General features: G+C 59.4%; 24 protein-coding genes and 1 pseudogene. 11 read left to right on the top strand and 14 right to left on the bottom strand.

All coding sequences use genetic code 11. The features are described from left to right. Window positions 1-67: 67 nt before the first annotated feature. The 6 genes and pseudogenes from CKW15_RS17810 to CKW15_RS28820 all read left to right on the top strand — a co-directional run. On the top strand, window positions 68-2413 hold the full coding sequence (locus CKW15_RS17810; protein ID WP_095152518.1) for a phage tail tape measure protein: 2346 nt from the start codon (window positions 68-70) through the stop codon (window positions 2411-2413). Window positions 2414-2422: 9 nt separating this feature from the next. Then, the gene (locus tag CKW15_RS17805; protein ID WP_095152517.1) at window positions 2423-3280 is read left to right on the top strand and encodes a phage tail protein; all 858 of its coding nucleotides are present in this window, start codon (window positions 2423-2425) and stop codon (window positions 3278-3280) included. Then, complete coding sequence (locus CKW15_RS17800; RefSeq protein WP_095059210.1) at window positions 3255-3461, top strand: tail protein X; 207 nt, start codon at window positions 3255-3257, stop codon at window positions 3459-3461. The genes CKW15_RS17805 and CKW15_RS17800 overlap by 26 nt, the downstream gene beginning before the upstream one ends. Before the next feature lie 52 nt (window positions 3462-3513). Beyond that, window positions 3514-4548: a phage late control D family protein gene (locus tag CKW15_RS17795; RefSeq protein ID WP_095152516.1), complete on the top strand. Its 1035-nt coding sequence runs from the start codon at window positions 3514-3516 to the stop codon at window positions 4546-4548. 202 nt (window positions 4549-4750) lie between these two features. After that, on the top strand, window positions 4751-5545 hold the full coding sequence (locus tag CKW15_RS17790; protein ID WP_095152515.1) for a DNA adenine methylase: 795 nt from the start codon (window positions 4751-4753) through the stop codon (window positions 5543-5545). Window positions 5546-5605: 60 nt separating this feature from the next. Continuing rightward, window positions 5606-5710 (top strand): annotated as a pseudogene (locus CKW15_RS28820) (lysis protein); the annotation flags it as partial. A gap of 1 nt (window position 5711) precedes the next feature. Here CKW15_RS28820 and CKW15_RS17780 read toward each other — a convergent pair. The 9 genes from CKW15_RS17780 to CKW15_RS17740 all read right to left on the bottom strand — a co-directional run bounded on the left by CKW15_RS17780 (window position 5712) and on the right by CKW15_RS17740 (window position 10697). After that, window positions 5712-5945, bottom strand: a complete 234-nt coding sequence (locus CKW15_RS17780; RefSeq protein WP_095152514.1) for a hypothetical protein — start codon at window positions 5943-5945, stop codon at window positions 5712-5714. Between the two features lie 423 nt (window positions 5946-6368). Further along, window positions 6369-6857 carry an ImmA/IrrE family metallo-endopeptidase gene (locus tag CKW15_RS17775; RefSeq protein ID WP_177450586.1) on the bottom strand — a complete coding sequence of 163 codons (489 nt, stop codon included), beginning with the start codon at window positions 6855-6857 and terminating at the stop codon, window positions 6369-6371. Beyond that, window positions 6835-7221, bottom strand: coding sequence for a helix-turn-helix domain-containing protein (locus CKW15_RS17770; RefSeq protein ID WP_095059201.1), 387 nt, complete (start codon window positions 7219-7221; stop codon window positions 6835-6837). The genes CKW15_RS17775 and CKW15_RS17770 overlap by 23 nt, the downstream gene beginning before the upstream one ends. A gap of 405 nt (window positions 7222-7626) precedes the next feature. Further along, a complete protein-coding gene (locus CKW15_RS17765; protein ID WP_008020327.1) occupies window positions 7627-7938 on the bottom strand; it encodes a hypothetical protein in 312 nt (103 codons plus the stop codon). A 79-nt stretch (window positions 7939-8017) separates the two neighbouring features. Continuing rightward, window positions 8018-8227, bottom strand: coding sequence for a hypothetical protein (locus CKW15_RS17760; RefSeq protein WP_095152512.1), 210 nt, complete (start codon window positions 8225-8227; stop codon window positions 8018-8020). Window positions 8228-8471: 244 nt separating this feature from the next. Beyond that, entirely contained in the window at window positions 8472-8750 is a 279-nt protein-coding gene (locus CKW15_RS17755; protein WP_095152511.1) for a hypothetical protein, read from the bottom strand. A gap of 258 nt (window positions 8751-9008) precedes the next feature. Continuing rightward, window positions 9009-9566, bottom strand: a complete 558-nt coding sequence (locus CKW15_RS17750; protein ID WP_095059191.1) for a Smr/MutS family protein — start codon at window positions 9564-9566, stop codon at window positions 9009-9011. Window positions 9567-9654: 88 nt separating this feature from the next. Then, a complete protein-coding gene (locus CKW15_RS17745) occupies window positions 9655-9975 on the bottom strand; it encodes a hypothetical protein (RefSeq protein WP_095059189.1) in 321 nt (106 codons plus the stop codon). Between the two features lie 131 nt (window positions 9976-10106). Further along, entirely contained in the window at window positions 10107-10697 is a 591-nt protein-coding gene (locus tag CKW15_RS17740; protein ID WP_095059188.1) for a cysteine hydrolase family protein, read from the bottom strand. Between the two features lie 239 nt (window positions 10698-10936). Here CKW15_RS17740 and prmB point away from each other — a divergent pair, with 239 nt between their 5' ends. Then, entirely contained in the window at window positions 10937-11845 is a 909-nt protein-coding gene (gene prmB, locus CKW15_RS17735; RefSeq protein WP_095059187.1) for a 50S ribosomal protein L3 N(5)-glutamine methyltransferase, read from the top strand. A 66-nt stretch (window positions 11846-11911) separates the two neighbouring features. Here prmB and CKW15_RS17730 read toward each other — a convergent pair whose 3' ends face one another. Further along, complete coding sequence (locus CKW15_RS17730) at window positions 11912-14578, bottom strand: autotransporter outer membrane beta-barrel domain-containing protein (protein ID WP_095059185.1); 2667 nt, start codon at window positions 14576-14578, stop codon at window positions 11912-11914. A gap of 728 nt (window positions 14579-15306) precedes the next feature. Between CKW15_RS17730 and CKW15_RS17725 the strand changes: the two genes are divergently transcribed. The 3 genes from CKW15_RS17725 to CKW15_RS17715 all read left to right on the top strand — a co-directional run bounded on the left by CKW15_RS17725 (window position 15307) and on the right by CKW15_RS17715 (window position 19458). Beyond that, window positions 15307-15807, top strand: coding sequence for a sigma-70 family RNA polymerase sigma factor (locus tag CKW15_RS17725; protein WP_095059184.1), 501 nt, complete (start codon window positions 15307-15309; stop codon window positions 15805-15807). 145 nt (window positions 15808-15952) lie between these two features. Further along, window positions 15953-16936, top strand: coding sequence for a FecR family protein (locus tag CKW15_RS17720; protein ID WP_095059182.1), 984 nt, complete (start codon window positions 15953-15955; stop codon window positions 16934-16936). A 98-nt stretch (window positions 16937-17034) separates the two neighbouring features. Continuing rightward, window positions 17035-19458 (top strand): TonB-dependent receptor, encoded by a 2424-nt coding sequence (locus CKW15_RS17715; protein ID WP_095059181.1) that lies wholly within the window; start codon window positions 17035-17037, stop codon window positions 19456-19458. Between the two features lie 199 nt (window positions 19459-19657). On the opposite strand, the gene CKW15_RS17710 is transcribed toward CKW15_RS17715, so the two are convergent. Beyond that, the gene (locus CKW15_RS17710) at window positions 19658-20809 is read right to left on the bottom strand and encodes an MFS transporter (RefSeq protein WP_095059179.1); all 1152 of its coding nucleotides are present in this window, start codon (window positions 20807-20809) and stop codon (window positions 19658-19660) included. A gap of 165 nt (window positions 20810-20974) precedes the next feature. Here CKW15_RS17710 and CKW15_RS17705 point away from each other — a divergent pair, with 165 nt between their 5' ends. Then, entirely contained in the window at window positions 20975-21961 is a 987-nt protein-coding gene (locus CKW15_RS17705; protein ID WP_095059178.1) for a diaminopimelate epimerase, read from the top strand. 125 nt (window positions 21962-22086) lie between these two features. Here CKW15_RS17705 and codA read toward each other — a convergent pair whose 3' ends face one another. The 3 genes from codA to CKW15_RS17690 all read right to left on the bottom strand — a co-directional run bounded on the left by codA (window position 22087) and on the right by CKW15_RS17690 (window position 25044). Continuing rightward, complete coding sequence (gene codA / locus CKW15_RS17700) at window positions 22087-23331, bottom strand: cytosine deaminase (protein ID WP_095059177.1); 1245 nt, start codon at window positions 23329-23331, stop codon at window positions 22087-22089. A gap of 201 nt (window positions 23332-23532) precedes the next feature. After that, window positions 23533-23889, bottom strand: coding sequence for a 6-carboxytetrahydropterin synthase QueD (gene queD, locus CKW15_RS17695; protein WP_095059175.1), 357 nt, complete (start codon window positions 23887-23889; stop codon window positions 23533-23535). Between the two features lie 75 nt (window positions 23890-23964). Then, the gene (locus CKW15_RS17690; RefSeq protein ID WP_095152510.1) at window positions 23965-25044 is read right to left on the bottom strand and encodes a patatin-like phospholipase family protein; all 1080 of its coding nucleotides are present in this window, start codon (window positions 25042-25044) and stop codon (window positions 23965-23967) included. Window positions 25045-25154 lie beyond the last annotated feature (110 nt).

Raw genomic sequence — 25154 nt, 5'->3', positions numbered from 1 at the left:
GTCGTTTTCCGAGATGGTCTGGTGGCTCACGGACTGAGCCTAATCCCCGCTCCCACAGGTAACCTCCATGGCGAACAAACTCTCGCTCGGGCTGGTGATTGGCGGCGCCGTCGACTCTTCGCTCGGTGCCGCCTTCAAGAACGTCAGCGGCGAAATGAAAAAGCTCGAGGCGCAAACCATGCGCGCCAAGGGTTTGCAGAAAGTCATCGGCGAGACCATGCGTCTGCGCGATGAGTGGAAAAAAGCCCACGACAGCGGGTCGGCCAATGCTGGCGCCTTGCTGAAGAAGCTGGAAGCCAATAACAGTAGCCTGAAAAAGCAGGGGATTGAGGTCGGTCGCCTGCGTCATGAGTATTTGGCGCTGGGCAAGGTGGTGCGCAGTGCCGAGTTCAAGGCCAAAGGCATGGGGCAGGTGCAGGACGGGCAGGAAAGCCTGCGCAGCGGATTTGGCACCGCGGTGGCCGGTACTACCCTGGCGGCCGTGCCGACCAAAATCAGTGCGGACTTTCAGGCGATCATTCGCGACATTGCGATCAAGTCCGGTACCGCCAATACCCAGCAGGAAGTGGACACCGCCCGAGACATCGTCCAGACCTCAAAAGACACCGGCATGGCCAACACTCAGGTGGCTGACCTGGTGAACCAGCTGGTCGGCGGCGGCATGGCGTTATCCGAGGCGCTGAAGTACGCGCCAGTGGCGGCCAAGTTTGCGGTCGGGCAGGGCGCCTCGGGCACCGACACGGCGAGGATGATTCTGGCGATGCAGAACAACGCCAAGATCACCGACCCGCAAAAAATGGAGCAGGCCTTGGCGTCGGTCGCGTTGCTGGGCCAACAGGGCAGCTTCGAGGCAGCCGACATGGCCAAGTGGTTTCCGGAACTGCTGGCGCAGATGGCCAGCAGCGGCATCACCGGCCAGGACGCGGTGACGCAGCTCGGTGCCATGCTGCAGGTGCAGATCAAGAGCGCCGGCAGTGCGGATGAAGCGGCGAATAACCTGAAAAACTGGATCGCGAAAATCGGCTCGGAGGAAACCGTCAAAGGGTATGCCGATGCCGGGATTGACTATCAGGGCTCGATGAATGCCGCCATTGGCAAGGGCATGTCGACCTTCGAAGCCAGCTTCGAACTGGCACGCCGGTATGTGGAAAAGACCGATCCGAAAAAGGCCAAGCAGCTGGATCAGGGGCTGACCCAGATCGACCAGGAGACGGACCCGGCCAAGGCGCAGGCGATGGCCGATGCCTTAGCCGCCACGTTGCGTACCGGCGATCTGTTTGCCGACATGCAGGTCAAGACGGCCCTGATGGCGTACACCCAGAACAAAAAAATCTACGCGGACCTGAAAAAAAGCGCCTCGGACCCCAACGGCGAGCGCAAGGGCATTCTCGACAAGAACCTAAGCGAGCGGCGCGAAGCCTCGTCACAACGCTGGGCCGAAACCGGTCAGGCGTTCAACGATTCGCTGCGGGCCATCGGGGATGCTCTGCGTCCGGCGACGGATGCGCTGGCCAGCGGGATTGGCGCAGCCGCGCGTGGCTTGACCGCCTTGTCCGAGGAGACCCCCAAAGTCGTGTTGGGTCTGGCGGCCGTGAGTGCCGGCGCGTTACTGGCGGGCAAGGCCTGGGCGGCGCTGAAGATCGGTCGGGGATTGATGAACATCGCCCGCGGTTCGGCCGGCGACCGGTCCAGCATCGTGCAGCGGGTCTTTGTGACCAATGCCGATGACCTCGGTGATGAGGGGCTGGATCACGATAAGGATAAAAAAAGAACAAAGGGAAAAGGTCGCACCACGCTGTCCCGTGGCATGAAAGTGGGCGGAGCGCTTGCGGCGGTCGGTGCCGGCGTGCAGGTGCTGGACACGTATCAGAACGCGACCACCCGCGATGAAAAGGCCGAAGGCTACGGAGAGGCAGCGGGCGGGCTCGTGGGAGGCGTGCTCGGTGGCGCGGCAGTTGGTGCGGCTTTAGGCTCGATCGTTCCCGTGGTCGGTACCGCCATTGGCGGGATTATCGGCGGCATGGTCGGGGCGTGGGGCGGGGGCAAGTTAGGCGCGACCATGGGCAAGGCGTTGTTTGGCGGGCCGGACACGCCTGCCAAAGCGCCGATCGGCATCTTGCCCATGCCCGCTGGACAAGGTGTTGGCGCTGTCGTGCGCTCGATGGAAAGCGCCCCCGCCGCGCCGGTGACGGCGGCGGCATTGATGGCAAGCACGGCGGTAAAGGCGCCCGAATGGCCGAAGGTCGATCAGCAATTCACTTTCGCCCCGGCCCCGGTCATTACCGTGCAGGGCGATGTGAAAGATCCGGCGCAGTTGGCCCAAGCGTTGATGCCGCACCTGCGGCGCCAGTTTGAAGACTTCGCCCGAGACGCGCGTGCACGCCAATTGTTTGATGCGCCCCATGTGGGTTGAGGAAATGCTATGTCGGATGAAAAATCCTACCTGGAGCACCTGCAGGGCGGACTGAAGTACATGGTCGATGCCGGCGAGGCCGGACGTACCGACCTGGAGTCGATGACCGGGCCCATGAATGGCGCGCTCAACGAAATCGGCGGTGCGGCGGATGCGTTGGAAGGTTTGCCCTTTATCAGCGAAGACCTCAGTGACAAGACCCGCCGCCTGCAGAGTGCGATCAACTCGGCGCAGGCCAAGATCGGCAAGGTCGCCAGTTTCTATAACCAGACTCAACGATCCCTGGCGCAGTTCGAGCAGCACTTTTCCGCGCTGACCGAACAGATCGCCCGCTTTGGCGCGGCGTTCAACAAGGTGGCCGGCAAGGCCAATGCCGCGTTGGGCAACATCTTCCCCACCGAATGGTTTGCCGGCGACATGACGCCGATCCCCGATGCGGTGAAGCCGTTTCCGCACCTGCTGATCATCTATCCGCTCAAGGCCAATGAGCGGCCGTACTACTTCAATCTGGACACCGCGGCGTTTGACGAGCTGCGGCGGCAGACTACGTTTCGCTGGGCGGCGCAGGAACGCCTGACCCGGAGGCCGGCGCAACAGGCGGTGGGTCTGGGCGAGGAGAAAATCACCATTAAGGGCGCGATCTACCCGAGCTACAAAGGCGGCTTGAAGCAACTGGATAGGCTGCGCAGCATCGGCGCCAAGTTGCTGCCGCTGAACCTGACCACCGGCTACGGCGAGGTGCTGGGTAACTGGGTGTTGACCACGATCGACGAGGAACAAAGCGCCTTGCTGCCAGGCGCCATTCCGCGCAAACAGAGCTTTTCATTGGAGTTTGTCCGTTATGGCGATGACTTGCAGAACAGCTGATGGGGATCTGCTCGACACCCTCTGCCACCACTATTACGGCCACCTGAACCGCAGCGTCGAAGCGGTGCTGGCCGCTAATCAGGGCTTGGCTGATGAGCCACAGCCTTTCCGGGCAGGGCTGTTGATCACGCTGCCGGAGCTGGTGATCGAAACCGACAGTGTGATTTCACTGTGGGACTGACCCCGTTACCCGGCCCGCCCAGTGCGGGCTTTTTCTTGTCTGGGATACCACTATGCAACCGCTTTTTCGTATCGTCGCCGACGGCGCCGACATCTCCACCCTGATCAATGATCGGCTGGTCTCGCTGCAGCTTGCCGACCGCCCCGGGATGGCCTCGGACTCGTTCGAACTGCGCATCGATGATCGTGATGGGGCGGTGTCGCTGCCGGTGCGTGGCGCGAGCATCGAGGTCTATCTGGGCTATGCCGGCGCCGACCTGACGCGCATGGGCCGCTACACCGTGGATGAGGTGGCCGTTTCCGGGCCACCGGACACGCTGGTGATCAGCGGCAAGGCCAGCGACATGCGCGGCAGTGGCAAAACCACCCGCAGCGGCAGCTGGGAGGACGTCAGCCTGGCGCAGATCGTCGGCGATGTCGCGGCGCGCAATGGCTGGCAGCCATCGTGTCCGGTCGACACCCGCGTGCCGCGCATGGATCAGCTCAATGAGTCGGACTTCAACTTCATCACCCGCCTGGCCAAGAAGCATGACTGCACGGCCAAGGTGGCCGACGGCAAGCTGTTGGTGCTGCCGCGACAGGGTGGGCAGAGCGCAAGTGGCAAGGCCCTGACGGTCATCATCCTGCAGCGCGCCGACGTCACCCGCTGGCAGTTTCGCTTGAGCGACCGCAGCACCCATCAAGGTGTCAGCACCCAGTACCAGGACCCGGCCAGCGGGGAATTACAGATTTCGTACCTGGACAACCCCAACGTGCCGGAGGGCATGCCGCCGGTGCACACCGACCGCCATCTTTACCCGGACAAAAGCGCGGCCGACGAAGCGGCGAAGGCCCGCCTGGCGGCGTTCAATCGTTCGACTGCTTCGGTGCGTCTTGATCTGCCCGGACGAACTGACCTGTTTGCCGAAAGCATGATCGAGGCCCAAGGCTTCAAGCGTGGGCTCGATGGCGAGTACCTGGTGGAATCGGTGGATCACACCTTTACCCCGTCCGGGTGGACGGTGTCGGTGGAGTGTAACGGCGGCAAGGAGGGCAAGGCCAAAGCCTCAGGCAAGCCGCAGAACGTGGTGCTCGACGTGCCGGTTTGATTGCCCGGGCGTGTGAATCGTCCCAGGTTCAACAGATTTCAAATTCGATGTAAAAGGAGCGGCTAGGCTGGATGCGTCAACATCCAACCCGGCCACCGTCCCCGCAGATGATCCCTGCAAGTCCCGCCAAGGCTCCTGCTCTGTGCACAAAGCGGAGCGAGCCTGGCACCTGTTTATTTATACAGTAAAGGTCTTGCTAACTATGTCTACCCCAATCATCCCTTGGATGGGCGGCAAACGCCGCCTGGCCGATCGCCTTATTCCGCTGTTCCCTCCGCACGAATGCTACGTCGAAGTCTTTGCCGGCGGCGCCGCGCTGTACTTCATGCGGCCCCAGGCTGCGCCGGTGGAAGTCCTCAACGACATCAACGGCGACCTGGTCACGCTGTACCGCGTCGTACAGAACCACCTCGAAGAGTTTGTCCGCCAGTTCAAGTGGGCGCTCAGCTCGCGCCAGGTGTTCGAGTGGCAGAAGATGACTCGCGTCGAAACCCTCACCGATATCCAGCGTGCCGCCCGATTTTTCTACCTGCAGCACCATGCCTTTGCCGGCAAGGTCACCGGGCAGACCTTCGGTACCGCCACCACCACCCCGTCGATTAACCTGCTGCGCATCGAAGAAAACCTCTCGGCCGCCTGGCAACGCCTGTCCGGCACCTACGTGGAAAACCTGCCCTGGCTGGAATGCGCGGAACGCTACGACCGCGCTCATACCTTCCACTACATGGACCCGCCGTATTGGCAGACCGCAGGCTATGGCGTGGATTTTCCGTTTGAGAACTACGAGCGCATGGCCGACTTCATGCGCCGCTGCAAGGGCAGGGTGATGGTCAGCATCAACGACCACCCAGACATCCGTCGGGTGTTTGAGGGTTTTCATTTTGAGACGCTGGATATCCGCTACACCACGACCAACCAGCGGCAGGGTAAGGCTGAGATCAGCGGTGAACTGGTGATCATGAACTGGGAGCCGGCGGCATTGGGTGGCCTCTTTTGAAGGAGAGGCATTTGATTGTGGGTTCAACCTTGGTGGCACAGAACCATAGGTTCCCAAATTGCCCCAGCGCATGCTCAACGAATTGTCGCCATCACCAGCACCGGTGACGAAGGATTGATCGCACTGGCGGCATGTCAGGCTTATGTGCGGGAGATGGCGCGCTGATCTACTTTTTCCTACGGCGAGAGAGCTTGAAAACGGCAGGCTTGCCTTTGCTGCTGATCGTTGCACCGATAACGTATTTGCTGATTGCTGCCATTCCCACCTCGGTTAATACGTTGTACCCGCCTCGAGTTTTTAGAAGGTCACCGTTAGCAACGAGGGCGTCTACGTCTGGGTATGGAGGGAAGTTATCAATGGTCTCCCTAATCTGCCTGTATAGCTCTGGATCGATCTGCATCTCTGAACCTCCTTGGAATGACAATAAGGTGTCTAAACTGGATCAAGCTATTTTGAGTTTCTACTGATGCAAAATGAAAAGCCCCAACCATCGCTGGTCAGGGCTAAAGCCTACATCAGTCTTTGATGTAGATTTTGAAGGGCTTGCCTACCGCGCGCTGGATAAGACCGTTTTTTAGGCGGCGACTCCAACGCAGGATGAACGTGCCCCGTTCGTCGGTATAAGTCATGAGACTCACCTCTTTATGGGGTGGCCACTACTCACCTTCTGTGGACAGATCCGAAGAACGAAGCTAGGATACGCAGCTGTTGAAGGCACGAATCTGCTAGCTGTCTGCGGTTGCGGAAAGCGAGTGGAGAACTTCCCTGGTAGATTTGCGGTCTACCACCAGCTTCTGGCTAATCACGTTTGCGGCGTGATTAGTTAGAAGTTTTTAAATTCAAGCTGTCTGCCCTGCCTAGGTAACTTCAGCCGATCGATTACACAGTCAGCGAAGGTATCTGCCTGCCACTCTGAGTCTTCTATCTGTAAAGCGTTTTTGTCTGAGAAGTGCAATAGCGGCCTGTGACACAGAAAAATATGGCCCAGTTCATGCAAAAATATTCTCAGCGCTTCAGGTTCTGACCTGTTCAAATTTTTATATAGGCTGTAAGGCATATATATAAAACCTGTAGACGGGTCGACCGTTGCTCTCGCTACGTCAATCCACTCTTCGTCATCAACGATGTCAATATTGATACCGTTTTCCTCTAGGCTGTTTAAGAACATGCCTATTTTTGAAGGGGAAAATGAGTGTTTCGTAGCTTTCAAAATTTTGCAGATTCGACCGGAAATGTAGTCTATTTCAGTTCGGTCAATTGCGGGCACTCGGTGCCCGCGCAGTGTAAATTCAGCTAGGTTTCCGCTCGTCATTATCTGCATCCCCGTGGATTTCGCTTAGCAAGCGCCCCAGCTTCGCAAGCTGTTCTTGGTTTAAATCGGAATTAGCAAATCCTGCAATCAACATTCTGTGGTGTGCGGGAAGACCTACTAGAGACACGCTTTCGTTGTCCTCGCATGCACTAGCTTTGAGCTTGGAACGGTTGACGTGAAGTCCGGCGGCTTCGAAGTAGCTTGAGATTTTGTCGACCCACTCCATCGGTATTTTGCTTCGGCCCGTCTCCATAGCGCTCAGAAAAGCCGGCGATGTATCTAAAGCTGCCGCCATTGAGCTGAGCGTAAGCTGCAGAGAGCGCCGGAACTCCCTCACTGCGACTCCGAATTTTGAAAGTGACATTGCCCTCTCCCTATCCTGTTGAAACTTGACCCCATTAAGCCTGACGGGTTCGGTTCCGTCAAGCATTCAACTAGAATACTTGAATGCTTGAAATCAAGTGTTGGGGTTGATGACTTTTTTTGGGTGATCCTGCTGCCAATTGAGTGGTGTCTTGGTGTGGTTGAGTTGCAGATAGGGATCGTGTTCGGTCGACAGAACGCCGTAGATGGCTGGGTCAATTTTTCGGGGGGTATAGGGCAGGGCGGGGAATCGCTGGGATTCAGCCCTTGATTTCAAAGGCTGATCCCCCGTGCATCCCCGTGTTGACGTTATAATTAAATGTCGCGTCTACCCATGCGAAGGGCTGCGGACGACCCAGAACGGTCTGTCAGAAAGCTGGTAATGATGAGCGATAGCCTAGGCAACTCAAACGCTGCCCTCACGTTCGATAACCAGAATCCGTGCTTCTCCACGAGGATGCGCAACATGTTCACATCCAACCCCTGCGAAAAACACATCGCCAACCACCAATGTCACGACGCGCTCGATTCCTGACTCGCGATAATGCATATCTACCGTGCCGTCGAGGACTGCAAATACCTCCTCACCATCATTGACATGCCACTTATATGGCTGGTCGGTCCAGTGGAGGCGGACGGTGGTTCCATCCATGTTAGCTATGTCGTCAGCACCCCAAGCGCGAGTGGCGGTGAAATCCTTGCTACGAATAACTCTCATTGATCGCGGTTCTCGAAGAGGTAGTGAATTTCTACCAATCTATCAGAACCTTTGACCGACCACTGCTGGTCGAAAGCCCTCACTCCGGCGCCATCATCACCGCGAGGGTCATCTTGATGAACTCTTCATTTTTATCGATGGCCTCCAAGGCTCCACGCACATTGTCGGCGACGTCGGCTGATCCGCGTTGCTCGACCCAGTTCGACAGCTCCAGGATGGCGGCTTCCAGCGCGAGCTGGTTTTCGTTGATCTTGTACAGCAGGGAAGGGAGTAGGTCTGAGTTTGGCATCGTGAATCCTCGGTTATGAGGTCAGCGTAGCACTGCATCGAAAGGATTTTTTACGGTTGGCAGAACGCCTGGAAAGGGAACTACTGTAGGAATATACAACGCTAAGTTATTGATTCTAATAGGATGATGTCGCTGTTTTAAACCCTATTAAAAACACTATTTTTGCCTTATGGATCAATTGCTTGCTGAGGTTTCGGGGTCACCTTGACATGGTGGCGCCAAGAAACGCCGCCACTGCGAATGCTTAAGGCTTCAGGTCGAGCAGATAACTGGCGATATCCTCGCCACGTTGCGCGAACTCTTCGATATCGCTTTCGAATGCCCCTACATCCCCTGGGCGATGATCTTTCAAGCAGGCGGCGATTGCTTTCCGAAAATCGTCCGAGCTTATTTGTACGCCAAGCTCATCAAATGCTGCTTTCAACGCATGGTGGAAGCGCTGGTCGTCCATCGGATGACCGGTATGCCAAGTGTCCACACGTAACCAAGGTTTCAGCAGGAGCGAGAGCTTTTCAATATCCATATTTGCCTCAACGTTAAATCAACTGATGGCGGTCGAAAGTCCGTACCACTTTTTGTACCACTGACCGTGTAAAGCAGGTTAAAACCGGGTATTTCAAAGTAAGGAAGTGCCCGGTTCCATTGGCCCTGAGTACTTTGCCTTACCCCTTTAGAATCGCCGTGTAATTCTGTTCCAGGGACATGAAACTACCTGTGGGATTTTACGCAAAGGGCAAGGGTACGGTGGCGGACACGGCGCTGCAAGCGTGGCGCATCAGGTTTACTCGTCGCGACCTTCCATCATGGTTCGTTTGAGCATCACATAAACCGCACCGGCACCGCCATGTTTAGCCTGGCACGAGGTGAAACCGAGCACCTGCGGATGCTGACGCAGCCACGTGTTGACGTGGCTTTTGATCATCGGGCGCTTGCCGTCCAGACGCACGGCTTTACCGTGGGTGACGCGCACGCAGCGAATTTCGAATTTGGTGGCTTCGGCGAGGAACGCCCAGAGGGTTTCCCGGGCCTTTTCCACGTTCATGCCGTGCAAGTCGAGGCTGCCTTCGAACGGAATCTGTCCGATCTTGAGCTTGCGCATCTGGCTTTCCTGCACGCCGTCACGTGCCCACATCAGCTCGTCTTCAGGGCCGACGTCGATGACAAACTGATCGGACAGCCCGTCAACGGTGGTGGCATCGGTGCGCACGGTGGCCGCCTGGCGTAGCTTGGCGATCTGCGCACGGTCAGCTTTGGGTTTACCGGTTTCGGCGCGATCGTGCTTGATCGGCTTGACGCCTTGGATCGCGCTTTTGAACAGGGAAAAATCGTCGTCTTGCATGTCAGCCTCCGCGAAGGGCGGCCAGTTTACCCAACTCGGAGCGAGTCGGGCGCGACAAAACGCGTGATGTTCGACTGCGACCCAGGTTTCAGTCGTGTTTTTTCATCAGGTGCGGAGACATGTTCAAGCCCAGCGACTGTCGCGCGCGGCGACGGCAACGGCGCCACAGCCAGACGCCGATGTACAGGACAACCAGGCCGATCGCCAGAACTGCCGCCGCACCGGCACGGTTGCTGTTCAGCTCGCCCAGGCCTGGAACCTGGCCCAACAGGCTGGCAATGCCGGCCATAGTGAGCAGCACACCGCACATCGCCAGCAACGCCGCGAACGTCGCAGCGATTCGAAAACGCCAGTTTCTTTGGCCTTTGGGCCGTAAGCGGCGAGCGTCAAAACCATCGGATAACTTCATTCCGACCTTCCTCAATGGGTATCGGCCCTTCGACCGGGAGATGACCGGGATGTTCCTGAGGCTATGACAATTACGGCGAATGAGAGGTTTTTGCAGATGAGCGGTGGTGTAGACCGCTCATTGAGCGGTGTTCAGATCAACTCGCAGGTCGGTGCGAGGGTGGCGAAGTTGTCCGCCATGATCGCCATCTCAGTCTGGTGAACGTGCTCGGCACTCAGGATGCCGCCCTTGTAAGGCAGGTCGCGAGTGGCGCAGGCGTCTTCCACCAGGGTGCAGCGGAAACCCAGGTTTTTCGCCGCACGCACCGTCGTGCTGACACTCGAATGGCTCATGAAACCGCAGACGATCAGGTCAAGGGCACCCAGGTCTTCCAGGCGCTTGGCCAGTTCGGTGCCATGGAACGCGCTCGGCAGCAGTTTGCCGATGACGGTTTCATCGCCCTCAGGCTCCAGGCCTGCAATGAACTCACCGCCGACGCCTTGCGGGTTGAACATGCCGCCGAGCGTGCCGAGGTGGCGTATGTGCACGATGGGACGGCCGGCAGCGCGGGCTGCGGTGAGCAATTGCTTGATGTTCGCAACCGCTTCATCCATACCGCTCAGGGCCAGGGGGCCGCTCAGGTATTCTTTCTGGGCATCGATGATGAGGAGGGTAGCGTGGCTCAGGTTGGCTGCTGCGTAACCGCGGCCGCTGAGTTGAAACATCGTTTTTGGAACAGACATTCTGGGGCTCCTTCGAGTGGGGCTTTTGCGACATTCTCCTCTGGCTGAGCGCTTCTGTGAATCGCTACCATCGTAAGCACCGTCGTTATTGGCGTGCAGCCTTGTCAAGTGCTGCGTTTTGTTCAATACCAACCTGAAAAAAGAGATTAGTCCTACATTCGCACCGGCGTTTCTCGTGCGTCGTCGTGGCGACGATTGGCTGATAGAATCGTCCGTCGATTTTTCTGGAGTTTACCGTCGTGATCACTTCCCGCCTTCGTACCCTGCGTGACCATATCCGTTGGGCCGTCAGCCGCTTCCATGGGGAGGATCTGTTTTTCGGCCATGGGACCGACAATGCCTGGGACGAAGCCCGCCAACTGGTGTTGGGTGCATTGCACTTGCCGTGGGAAATCGCCGACAGCTATCTCGACTGCAACCTGGAAGAAGACGAACGGGTTCACCTGCAACAATTGCTCAAGCGCCGCATCGAAGAGCGCGTGCCGACCGCTTACCTGTTGGGTGAGGCCTGGTTCTGCGGCATGTCGTTCATTGTCGATGAGCGCGTGCTGATCCCGCGTTCGCCGATTGGCGAACTGATCGAAAACCGCTTTACACCGTGGCTGGGTACCGAGCCTGCGCGGATTCTCGACCTGTGCACGGGCTCCGGCTGCATTGGCATTGCCTGCGCCTACGAGTTCCAGAAGGCTGAAGTGGTGCTCGCCGACCTGTCGTTCGAAGCACTGGAAGTGGCCAACCAGAACATCGAGCGCCATGGCGTCGATGAGCGCGTGTACACCGTACAGGGCGATGGCTTCGACGGTTTGCCGGGCCAGCGTTTCGACCTGATCGTGTCGAACCCGCCTTATGTGGATGCCGAAGATTTTGCCGACATGCCGGATGAATACCAGCACGAGCCGGAACTGGGACTGGCCTGCGGTGATGACGGCTTGAACCTGGTGCGACGCATGCTCGCCGAAGCAGCGGATCATCTGACCGAGAAGGGTTTGTTGATTGTCGAAGTGGGCAACAGCCAGGTACACGTCGAATCGTTGTACCCGGAAGTCGATTTCGCCTGGCTCGAGTTCGAGCGCGGTGGGCATGGCGTGTTTATGTTGAGCGCGGAGCAGTGCCGCGATCATCAGGCGTTGTTCGCTTCACGCGTTTAACCGCTAAGCGGGCGCACCGAATAGCCCGGTGGGAGCGAGCAGACTCGCTCCCACCGGTTTTTCACCTTACCAACTCATGCGCAGACCCACGGTGCCCGTCGTACCGCTCAGGTCATTGCTGTCCAGATTGAAGCTGTATCCGACGTTGCCATAGACGCTGATATCCGACGTCAGTTTGGCTGCAATCCCCGCATCGATGTCAGCGGATGAAGACTTGTGTTCGGTCTTGATCCGGTCCACATCGTCGTAGGTGACGGTGTCGTAACCACCGAACGTACGCCAGAGGTTGGCCCTCACATACGGTTCCAGCGGGATGTTGTCGGCCTGGTAACGCCCCTTGAAACGGGTACCGAGGCGGCCCGTCCAGTAGTCCTGCGAGTCGAAGGACACGTCGGAAATACCGTCGTTCTGATCATCCAGATCGATCTGCTGGTTGATCACCTGTACCTGGGGTTCCGCAACCCAGTTTTCCGAGATGCGAATGGGGTAACCCGCTTCAGCCGACAGGGTCACGGCATCGCCCTTGGTGTCCATTTTTACCCCGCGCTCGGAACTGTTGTCGCCATCCAGGCGTGACCACATCGCCACGGTATCCACATACCAGCCGGTGGGATCTATCAGGGTCCAGTAGGCCCCGAAGTGATCGCCATCGAGTTTCACCCGGCCCGAGCGGCGGTCCTGAAAGCCTTCGGCAAAACCATCGACATCCCCTTGCAGATGGGTGTGGCCGACGAACAGCCCAGCGCGCTGCAATTGCCCGCCGCTGGTCTGTGAGCCGTACAGGTCATGACCGATCTGGAAGCCCTGAAGTGAGCCATCGAAGCTTGGCGACACGGTGCCGGTCCAGTTTTTCTGCAGGTTGCTGCCATAGGCCCGGCCCCAGCCTGCGGGAACGCTGCCGGTTTCGCCCAGCAGGCTTTGTTCACCCTGGCGTTCATGGAAGGTGCCCAGCGCTTGCAAAACCATCAGTTGCGCAGCGGGAACAACCACGGAATACACCGGCACCTCCACGCGATACAGCGGAATCGGGTCTGCGCCTGCTACTGCCTTAGGGATTGGCGGTGTGGTGGCGGCGGGCGTTGGCGACGTCACTGCGGAGATCTGCGTAGGGGGCGGTTCGGTCGGCTCGGTGGGGACAACTGGGCGTGCGGTCGGTGGTTCGACCGGTGGCTCATCCGGATCCACCACCGGCGCCGGTTGCTCAATGGGTGGCGGGGCAGGCGGTACGGGCGGCGGTGGTGTCACTGCGGGCGGCACCGTGGGAGGTGGCACGGCCACCACCGAGGATCGCAGGTACCAGTTGTTCTCCGAGCCGGCCGTGACGCCACCCTTGAACAGGTAGTACTCGTAGGCCCCCGCCGATAGCGACCCTTTCAAGGCAAAGGCATCGCTGCTGCTGGTGGCGCCATTTTGCGCCTGTACCACTTCGATGCCGTTTTGCCGGGTCAGCCCGCCAAGTCCGCCCAGGTTGGTAATGCCCAATTGGGTATGGCCGCTGATGGTGCCCTGGGATACCCGAAGTTTGTCGCTGGCCGAACTGTCGTCGCCGAGCACCGTTTGCAGCCGTAATTGCCCGCCGTTGCCGACATAGTTGCCATGAACCGTCAGCGAGTCGCTCGCACTGTTGCTGCCGGTGGTCATGTCGATCGTGCCCGCGTTGTTCAGAGTTGCCCATTGACCCGCGGTAAAGGGACGCAGGTTGCCTTGGGTCACGGCCAGGGTGCTGCTGCCATCAATCGAAAACACGCCGGTTGCGGTCGCGCTGTCACCGAGGAAAAAATCCCCGGCCAGGTCGAAGCGTGAGTTGTTAGTGAGGCTCACGCTTTCCCAACCGATGTATCGGGACGGCGTGGCCGAGGTGGTGTTGGCGAAGGTCAACTGATCGTTACCCAGGCCGCCGTCGATGGACGGTGTCGGTGCCAGCAGGGTTTCATTCAGGCCACCGATCAGCGCGGTGTCGTCACCATCGCCCATGAGTACCGCTGAGTTGATCCGGCCGCCGTTCGTCCACGTGAACTGGTCATTGCCGACGCTGGTGCGGATCTCACCATTGATCACACCCCCCGAGACGGTGATGTTGTCGTCGCCGCCGCTGGTGCTGATGTTGCCGCCAATGGTGCCGCCCGAGACGATAATGGTGTCCTTGTCGAACCCTGTGACCAGGTTGCCGTCAATCGTACCGCCAGACATGTCGAAAATATTGGTGTACAGCTTCATGTCGACGCGACCGATTCTACCGGCGGTCATCTTCGCGATATCGCCGTCGACAAACGAGTCGACGATTCTGCCCCCTGTCATCAGGAAGGTATCGCGTCCACCCCCTTGGGCCAGGGACTGGATCTGCCCGCCGGTCATGACGAAATCATCGGTACCTTCATCTTGTATCACCGCGCCGTTGATCTGCCCGGCGGATATTTGAAACGAGTCCGCACCATTACGTTGATCTAGCCTGCCGGTGATGAGGCCGGAGTCCATCACTACGCGGTCAATGCCATCGCCGAAGATGACATTGCCGTCGACGGTGCCGGTTCCATTGGCCGGGAAGGTCAATGTGTTGTTGCCGTCGGTGTCGGTGAGTGAACCACTGGTGCCGCTGTCACAGGTGTAGGAAGTGTCACCGACCCCGCTCACCAAGTTACATGCGGCCTGTGCTTGTTGTAATGCCAAGCTTAATATTGACAATGCTCCTGCCTGGAGCACCCCGATTTTCCTTAATCGAATGGCAAGGTTCATAAGATCTCTTGGTTCTGAAGTTATTATTGATTGTGGGGGAACTGACTTCGAGTTTATGTGTAGCTCATGGATATTAAATCCACAAGTTATTGGGTTTTTTTGGGGCGCGCGTGAACAAACTCGTGTTTGGGGGGGGCAATGTTTCAAACAATCGATGCCCGCTGCACACTCTCGATCCGCGACAAAATCGTATATCAACAGCCTTGTACAAATCTGAGCTGATGTATCGATAAATGCCGGTCCATTTGCGCGGCGTAATTGCAGAGATCAGCGCTACCCGCAAGGCGCGATGGGCCTTGCTGGGGTAATACTCGACTCTGCCGTGATGTGTTAATACTGGCCAGCTCAAGCCAAACTTTTCGCGCCAAAAACTTATTTCTTGTTCAATATCAAATCAAACAAGAACCGACACCTGAATATTTCGGGTTTAATTTCATGCTCAGATAAGGGGCGAATCAGATCGGTATGCAGTCCGTTTGGACCCTGTGCAATATCGGATATTATTCTTTGAACTTTAGATAGTGTCTCAGAGCCATCATCGCATATACATCCAAAGTTCGAAAAAAGCTCTTTCCCGCCTTCATCAGCGTGGCGCAAGAGGATCTGCTCGCGTTGATCGAACGTTTGCTGGCCGGTTATCCGCTTCCTGCCGTGAGTGCTGCGCAGGGCATTGCTTCTGGTTAATAGGAAGCATTACTATTCGCGCTCTATCTTCACAGCACACCGCAATGACCCCCAAGCTGCCCCGCAGACACGGCTTTTTCGAGCATTACGAAGAGTTGGTTGGCACCTGGACCCGTCGCCTGAGAAATCGTCAGCAGGCCGAGGACCTGGCCCACGACACTTTCGTGCGGGTGCTCGAGTCGGATTCGGCGAAGGTGGAGCAACCACGGGCCTATCTGCACCAGACCGCACGCAATATTGCGGTGGACGGTTATCGGCGTGAGGACCGGCGGAGCGCCATGGAAACCGAGGCGATTGATCTCAGTGAGTCGCCCACCGGCGACCCGGAGCATTTCATGCAGGCTGTCCAGCTGGCCGACTCCATCGAACGGGCGCTCACCGAGTTACCGGTCAACTGCCGCAAGGTGTTTGTCTGGCAGAAGATCGAAGGCCTGACCCAAGCCGAAATCGCCGAACGCCTGGGACTGTCCAAGAACATGGTGGAAAAGTATATGATCCGCACGCTGCGGCATCTGCGCGACCGACTGGACGGGTTGCAGTCATGATGTGCAGTTGCTTGTGTAGGAGCTGGCGAAGCCTGCGATCTTTTGGCGGCTTTGAGGCCTCTGAAGATCAAAGGATCGCAGCCTTCGGCAGCTCCTGCGCCAGAGTTCGGCGTGAATTCCCATCCCCAGCCAAACAGGAACTTCCATGATGGATACTCGTGATTGCGCGTGTGGGCAAACAGCGGTTCGCGATGATGCGGCGCAGTGGTTTGTGCGGTTGCAGGAACCGGTCGTCGATGTCGAGGTGCGTCGCCAGTTCCAGGTCTGGCTGGATGAACATCCTCAACACCGAAAAGAACTCGATGTGCTCCAGGGGTTGTGGACGGCCGCCGACCTGGTGCCGGCCGCGCGATTGCGGGCTTTGTGTGAAGCGCCACCGGAGCGCCACCCGCGCCGTCCGGTGTTGCGTTACGCGGTGGCGGCCAGTGTGTTGTCCGTGGCCCTCGGGCTGGGTTTGTTCAGTGGGTTGAATCACCCGGCACCGTATACCGCCGCGTTTTCCACAGCCCTGGGTGAGCGACGTCATGTGGCATTGCCCGATGGCTCGGTGGTCGACCTGGACAGCCGCAGCCGGATTCAGGTGCGCTTTGAAAACAATCTTCGCAGCGTCGAGCTGACCGAGGGCGAGGCGATGTTCAGCGTCGAACACGACACCCGTCGGCCCTTTGTGGTCGAGGCCGGCAGCGGCAAGGTCACGGTCACCGGCACCCGCTTCGATGTGCGCCGAGGCAGCCGCGATACCCGGGTGGTGGTGGAGCAGGGCACCGTCAAGGTTCAGGGGCGCGAAGCCGCCGATAGTGAATTCATCAACCTCACCGCTGGCCTTGGCACTCATGTCGACGCCCAAGGCAAGGTCGCTGACGCGTATGCGGTCAACCCGGCCGAGATGACGGCCTGGCGCAACGGCAAACTGGTGTTCAACAACGCCAGCCTGGCCGACGTTGCCGAGCAGGTCTCGCGCTACCGCGAGAAGCCACTGAAAGTTGGCAGCGCAGCGGTGGGCAATCTGCGCCTGACCAGCGTGTTCAAATCCGACAACACCGATGCGCTGCTCAAGGCCTTGCCGAACATCCTGCCGGTGGCCGTGCGCACCCTCGATGACGGCAGCCAGGAAATAATTTCAAAATAAAATTCAGGTTTTTTTCGAGTTCGTCGTCTTCCTGTTCAACTGCAACTGGTTTGCATTAACAGGCGCACACTCTTGCGATCCACAGGACTACGTTCGACGTGAAGAAATCCACCGCTAAAAATAACAAATCCACCTGGTTGCCCCTGGTCCTTGCGCTGGCCGTCAACGTTGCGCTGCCTCAGGCCCACGCGGGCGAAGCGATCCACATTCCGGCGCAACCCCTGGGACAGGCCTTGAGCCAGTTGGGCCAGCAGACTTCGCTTCAGGTGTTCTTCAGCCCCGATCTGGTGGCCGGCAAGCAGGCACCCGCGGTGGACGGCAATATCTCCCCGGAAGAAGCGCTGCGTCAGTTGCTGCAAGGCAGCGGCTTGCAATATCAGATCGATGAAGGTTCGGTGACCTTGATGTCAGCACCGTCCTCGGCGGCCAACGGTCCGCTGGAACTGGGCGTGACCGACATCAAGGTGGTCGGCAACTGGCTCGGCGATGCGGATGCCGCCGTGGTGCAAAACCATCCGGGCGCGCGGACCGTGATTCGCCGCGAAGCCATGGTCGAACAGGGCGCGATGAACGTCGGTGATGTGCTCAAACGCGTCCCCGGCGTGCAAGTACAGGACGCCAACGGCACCGGTGGCAGCGACATTTCCCTGAACGTCGGCGTGCGCGGCCTGACGTCGCGCCTGTCGCCACGCTCCACTGTGCTGATTGACGGCGTGCCCGCCGCGTTCGCGCCTTACGGTCAGCCGCAGCTGTCCATGGCACCGATTTCCTCGGGCAACCTCGACAGCATCGACGTGGTACGCGGTGCCGGCTCCGTGCGTTACGGGCCACAGAACGTCGGTGGTGTGATCAACTTCGTGACCCGAGCGATTCCGGAGAAAGCCTCCGCTGAAATCGGCACCACCCTGGAAACCTCCCAGCACGGTGGCTGGAAGCACATCGACACGGCCTTCATGGGCGGCACCGCCGACAACGGCATGGGCGTGGCGCTGTTGTATTCCGGTGTGAACGGTAACGGCTACCGTGAAAGCAACAACGGCAACGACATCGACGACGTGATCCTCAAGACCCATTGGGCACCGACCGATTACGACGACTTCAGCCTCAATTTTCACTACTACGACGCCAATGCCGATATGCCCGGCGGCCTGACCCAGGCGCAATACGACGCCGATCCGTTCCAGTCCGTGCGCGACTACGACAGCTTCAGCGGCCGCCGCAAGGATGTGTCGTTCAAGTGGATCCGGCAGATCGACGATCGCACCCAGGCTGAAGTGCTGACGTACTACACCGACAGTTTTCGCGGCAGCACCATCGCCTCCCGTGACATGAAGACCCTCAGTTCCTATCCGCGCACCTATTACACATTCGGCATCGAACCGCGGGTGTCGCATATTTTCGATGTGGGCCCGACCACCCAGGAAGTCAGCGTCGGTTATCGCTATCTGAAAGAGGCCATGCACGAGGAGGCCAGCCGTGTGGCGCTGGTCAACAATGAGCCCGTCGTGCGTCCGGGAGCGGACGGCCATGTCTATCAGGACCGAACCGGGGGCACCGAGGCCAATTCGGTCTACATCGACAACAAGATCGACGTGGGCAACTGGACGGTCACCCCAGGCATTCGCTTCGAGCACATCAGCACCGATTGGCATGAACGCCCGGTACTCGACACCGCCGGTAAACCGGTGCAGGAAAAAAAGCGCAGCATCGAAAGCAACGAGCCGCTGCCGGCCCTGAGCGTGATGTACCACATGTCCGATGCCTGGAAACTGTTCGCCAACTACGAAACCTCGTTTGGCGCCCTGCAGTATTTCCAGCTGGGGCAGGGCGGTATTGGCGACAACACGGCCAACGGCCTGGAGCCGGAAAAGGCCAAGACCTACGAAATCGGTACGCGCTACAACGATGACGTCTGGGGCGGTGAAGTGACGCTGTTCTACATCGACTTCGATGACGAACTGCAATACATCAGCAACGACGTGGGCTGGACCAACCTCGGCGCGACCAAGCACCAGGGTATCGAAGCGTCCGTGCACTACGACATGGCCGCGCTGAACCCGATGCTGGACGGCCTGACCGCCAATGCCGGGTTCACCTATACCCGCGCCACTTACGAAGGCGATATCCCGGGCTTCAAGGGGCGTGACTTGCCGTTTTACTCCCGGCAGGTGGCCACCGCAGGGCTGCGCTACGACATCAATCGCTGGACCTACAACCTTGATGCGTTCGCCCAGTCCAAGCAGCGCTCGCCGGGCACCGGTGTGAACGCCGACGGCAGCTTCAACGGCAACTACATCACCGAAGGCACGGCTGACGGTCAATACGGCGACATCCCGGGATACGTACTCTGGAACGCGCGCGCCGGCTATGACTTCGGTCCGCAGGTGTCCAACCTGAAACTCGGCGCGGGTGTGAAAAACATCTTCGACAAGCAGTACTTCACCCGCTCCAGCGACAACAACTCGGGGATGTACGTTGGCGCACCGCGCACGTTTTTTGTGCAGGCCAGTGTCGGATTCTAAAAGCCTTCGCCAGCTCCCTCAGGTGTACACAGTTCCCTGTGGGAGTGGGCTTGCCCGCGAAGACGGCTTAACAGTCGACGAAGATGTTGCCTGATATACCGCTTTCGCTGGCAAGCCAGCTCCAGGGGGCTTCGGTGAATGCGCTGTTTGTCTTCGTCATCGATCATCAATGTAGGAGCTGGCTTGCCGGCGAAGCTTTTCAGACTTTCAACACCTTCCCGCCGACGGCCACCGCCACCAGCAACACCGCCATCAAGGCAAAGGCAAAACTCAAGCTGCTGCCATGGGCGATAAAACCGATCAATGCCGGGCCCGCCAGAATCCCTGCATAACCCAGCGTAGTAATGGCCGGAACCGCAATGCTCTCGGGCATCACAGTCTGTTTGCCCACGGCCGTATACAGCACCGGCACAATGTTCGAGCAACCGGCGCCGAGCAACGCATAACCCACCAGCGCAGCTTCCCAACTCGGCGTGAAGGTGGCCAGCAGCAATCCCGCCGCCGCCACCAAACCGCCGAATACCATCACCCGCGTTGCGCCCAGGCGTCGCACGATCTTGTCACCGGTCAAGCGGCCCGCCGTCATGGTCAGGGCAAACGCCGCGTAACCCAGCCCTGCATACGCTGTGTCGATACCGCGCTCCTGCGCCAGGAACACCGCACTCCAGTCCAGCGCCGCGCCTTCGGCGAGAAACACGATGAAGCACATCCCGCCGATAAACAGCACGATGCCGTGGGGAACGGCAAACGCCGGCCCCGAACTTTCGCTGCCGTAGGGCAGCATGTGCGGCACGGCTTTGGCCAGTGCGATCAGCAGCACCACGTTCACCACCAGTGTTGCATTCAGCGGTGAAAGGCCAAGGCCGAGCAGTGCACTGACACCCGCCGCCCCGGCGATCCCGCCGAGGCTGAACAAGCCATGGAACCCCGACATCATGTTCTTGCCGCTGGCGCGTTCGATGATCACCGCTTGCAGATTGACCGTCGAATCCAGCGTGCCGAGGCCTGCGCCAAACATGAACAGCGCCGCGATCAATGCCGGAATCGACGACACCGTCGCCAACAGCGGCAGGGCGGAGCAGATCAGCAATGTCCCGGCGGTCGCGATCCGTCGACAACCGAAGCGCGTCGCCAGGATGCCGGCCAGCGGCATCGCCAGCATCGAGCCCACGCCAAGGCATAACAACAAAAGCCCCAGGGTGCCTTCATCCAGTGCGGCCCGGGCCTTGGCATAAGGCACCAGCGGCGCCCACGCGGCGATGCCGAACCCGGCGATGAAAAATGCGATGCGCGTGGACATTTGTTCCAGGCGTCCGGGAACGAATGTGGTCTGGGAGTTGAGGCTGGTCATATCAATCCTTGGCAAAAAAACGTCGCGTTTCCAAGGGACAGGGATTAAACGCTGAGGTTCGCTCCGTGTCCGGTTGGTTGCGCGGTGATGCAGGGCGACATCGTTGCACAGCCGCTGCCAGTTTCGCGATATGTTGGGCCCATCCAATGACACGCGGAGGACACCATGGCGCAACGTTACGATGCACGGGGCAATATCTACATCGTGGTGGCGCCTGATGCGTTGCGCCGCCAGGGAATCGATCTGCCCGAACACGCCAGCGACGCTGCGCAACATCGCGAGACCTGGGCGCTGGCAGCCATCGAGATGTTTTGTAGCTGGCCCCCCGGTACGCAACCGCCCGGCGCCAAGGACCATCGCAGTGACGGTTTGCTGGTCGGGCCTTTTCAGACCGCGTCACCCTTCGATCTGCTGATCGTCAACACCGACGGCACCTTTGCCGAGCGCAGTGGCAACGGGCTGACGATTTTTTCCCAGGCCCTCAGCGATCAAGGGTTGTTGGACGAAAGCTGTGAACTAAGGGTTCATCACGACAAGGCGGATACGCCTTCACCCGGCCAGACGTCGGTGAAAGCCGCAGTGGTCGATGGCGTGAAGGGTTTCTGGCTCGATCTGGGTCGACCGGGATTCGGGCCGACGGCGGTCAGCGCTCACGGGGTTGAAACAGTGATGTTGAACGGTCGCGAGCTCAGCCACGTCAGTCAATTGTCGGCATTGAACGACGCCTGGTCGCGCAGTCAGTTCGCGCGGGTCGGCAATCCCCATTGCGTCACCCTCGTGGACAGCGCCGTGGCATTGCCGAGCAATGAGCTGATGCGAGAAGCGGCGTTGGGCGAAGGGTTGACCCGTATCGCCTACGCCATGCCGTCCGGAGCGGGTAAGCCGTGTCCGGCGGGCATCAATCTGCAATGGGCGATGCGGCTGTCCGAGGGGCATATCGAGGCGCGGGTGTTCGAGCGCGGCGAAGGGCCGACCGCTTCTTCGGGCACCAGCGCCACCGCGGTGGCGTGTGCGGCCTGGCGGGTGGGCTGGGTCAGCGCCGGTGAGGTCAAGGTGACGATGCCGGGCGGTACGGCGCCGATTTTGCTGGAAGAGGAAGGGGGAGAGTTGAGTCGGGTGAGCTTGTTTGGTACGGCTCGAATGAGTGATTGATCTTTAGATCCCTATCGCGAGCAAGCTTGCTCCTACAGGTTTGCGAACGACACAAATCCACTGTAGGAGCGAGCTTGCTCGCGATGGGGCCAACCCAGTCAATGCAAAGCTCAGCTCAGCTCAGCTCAGCTCAGACCACTGAACTCCACCACCGGCATCGTCCGCTTCATCAACACCTTGCCGTCGCGCACTGAATACAGCGGCAACCCCTGGCTGCGGATCACTTCATAGTCGCTGTCCGCCGACAAAATCAGCAGGTTCGCCGGTCGCCCGCGCTCCAACCCGTAGCGGTCACCCAGGGCCATGGCCTTGGCGCTGTTGTCGGTGATCAGGTCCAGCGCGCTTTGCAGGTTGCGGTACCCAAGCATGTGGCAGATGTGCAACCCCGCCTCGAGCACCCGCAGAATGTTGCCGTTGCCCAGCGGATACCACGGATCGACGATCGAGTCCTGGCCGAAACACACGTTCATGCCTGCTTCCAGCAACTCGTTGACCCGCGTCACGCCCCGGCGTTTCGGGAAGTTATCAAAGCGACCTTGCAGGTGAATGCTTTCGGTGGGGCAGGAGACAAAACTGATCCCCGAATGCCCAAGCAGGCGAAACAGCTTGGCGCAGTAGGCGTTGTCGTAAGAGCCCATGGCCGTGGTGTGACTGGCGGTGACCCGCGAACCCATGTCGCGGCTGCGGGCTTCTTCGGCCAGCACTTCGAGAAACCGTGAATGCGGGTCGTCGGTTTCGTCGCAATGCACATCCACCAGGCAACCAGTGCGCTCGGCCAGGTCCATGAGGAACTTCACCGAACTGACGCCCTGATCGCGGGTGTACTCGAAGTGCGGAATGCCACCCACCACGTCCGCGCCCATGCGGATCGCTTCCTCCATCAGTTCACGGCCATTGCGGTACGACTCGATGCCTTCCTGGGGGAACGCGACGATTTGCATGTCCACCAGGTGACGGCTTTCCTCGCGCACTTCGAGCATGGCTTTGAGGGCCGTCAGTTGCGGGTCGGTCACGTCGACGTGGGTGCGAATATGCTGGATGCCGTGGGCGGCGAGGCTCTGGATGGTTTTCCGGGCGCGGGTCTTGGTGTCTTCCTCGGTGATCGTCACCTTGCGCTCGCCCCAGCACTCGATGCCTTCGAACAACGTACCGCTCATGTTCCAGCGCGGCTCGCCGGCGGTCAGGGTCGCATCGAGGTGAATGTGCGGCTCGACAAACGGCGGCACCACGAGATTGCCGCCGGCGTCCAGATCGTCCGGCCCCAGGGTCGGGGCCTCGGTCTGGCGGGCGATGTTGCTGATCAGTCCGTTCTCGAGGTGCAACTCATGCAGGCCTTCCTGGTTGCGCAGACGGGCGTTGATGATGTGCATGAGGTGAGTCCTTTTGGAGATCGTGTAGTCGATACGTTAGCCCGACTGCGGCATTCCCCGCCAGTGACATTGATCAGCGTAAAACGACTGTGGGAGCGAGCCGGTTCGCGATAGCCGTTTGTCTGTCACATTGATGTTGAATGTGCCGACGCTATCGCGAGCAGGCTCGCTCCCACAGGGATTTACATTTGTTTTGCCGTGTTACTCGCCGCGATAGATGCAACCGCTGGTGCATGTCTCGTGGATACGGATCGCGCTGAGTTCCGGCAACAACGGCTTGAGTTCGGTCCAGATGAATTTGGCCAGCACTTCGCTGGTCGGGTTTTCCAGGCCGGGGATGTCGTTCAGGTAGTTATGGTCCAGACGCTCGTACAGCGGCTTGAAGATCGCCTTGATCTCCGAGAAGTCGCGAATCCAGCCGGTGTGCGGATCAAGATCGCCGCTCAGGTGAATCGCCACTTTGAACGAGTGACCGTGCAGGCGCCCGCACTTGTGGCCGTCCGGTACGTGGGGCAGGCGGTGGGCGGATTCGAAGGTAAACTCTTTGAAAATTTCCACGATGTTTTTCAGCTCTGTTCAGGTGGCGTCGCCGCAGCGATTCGGGCAGGCGGCGAGTTTACCAGTTTGTCCTGACTAAAGGGTCAGCAAGCGTTCGCCAAGGCGACCGTTGGCGGCCAGTTCAAGGAACTCGTCACCCAGGCGACGGCTTTCATCCATCGTCGCACGCCAGTATTTCTGCCGGCCCGGCGCATCGCCCATGAAGCGTTTGAAGTCATTACGGTCCGGTAACTTGCCGTAGGGCAGGCGCGCCAGGTATTCCTTCGACGGTGCCAGCAACAGCACATTCTGCAGGCGTTCCGGGCAGGCGCGGCGCCATGGCAGGGTTTTGTCGAACCAGCCGGGGATCACCCGGTCGGTGAAGTGCGGATAGAGCACGATGTCATTGCCGCTGTAGGGCAGGTCGAGGTGATAGTCCAGCAGACCGCCGTCACGGAAAGTGCCAACGCCGGCACCCGGCAGGTCGCGCACGCCTTCCATCACCATCGGGATCGAGCCTGAGGCCAGCAAGGCCTGGCGCAGGTTGCCGGTGTTGAGGGCGACGAAGCGTGAGGGGAAATCGTTCAAGGCATCGACCGGCGGTGCCCGTCGCGGGTCATGGATGATCAGGCGTTCGAAGTGACGCGCCAGGCGTGCGCGACCGCGCAGGTTGTCAGCGATCACCGAGGACAGTCCCAGACCCAGCCGCCCGCGATGATCGTCCGCGAGCCAACCGTGGCTTTTGACCACCATGATGTTCAAGCGGTAATAGGTGTTGTCGAGGATCGAGGCATCGCGGCCGTCAAGCAGGTCATCGAGCATGCGCTGCGAGCTCTGGCTGATCTGCGCCATGGTCACGCCTTTGGCGAAGTTCTGCTCGGTGTACAACTGCCCGAGGCGCCGGATGCCTTCGGCGGCGTCCGGCAGGCAGGCACTGGCGAAGCGCCAGGAACCCACCGAGGCGCCGATCAGCGACCGCTCCCGGGGCGCCGACGGCAACCACTCGCCGAACAGTGCCAGGTCCAGACCTTGAATCCCCAGCGCCTTCGGCCCGCCCGCCGCGCCGGGCAGGGTGCCGACGTCGGCGGCGTTCAGGCCGTTTTCACGGATACGCGCCAAAGCACGCGGTCCGGCCTTGATCGTCAGTGAAGGAAACTTGATGTGGATGGCGGTCATACCGGTCTCTGTGTCTGTGTAGGTGCTGCCGAAGGCTGCGATCTTTGGAAGTTTTTGCTGACGACTCAAGTGAAATCGAGAAAAAGATCGCAGCCTGCGGCAGCTCCTAC

The sequence above is a fragment of the Pseudomonas sp. Irchel s3b5 genome (genome assembly GCF_900187435.1).
Lineage (GTDB): Bacteria > Pseudomonadota > Gammaproteobacteria > Pseudomonadales > Pseudomonadaceae > Aquipseudomonas.
This window is presented reverse-complemented; position numbering and strand designations above follow the sequence as displayed.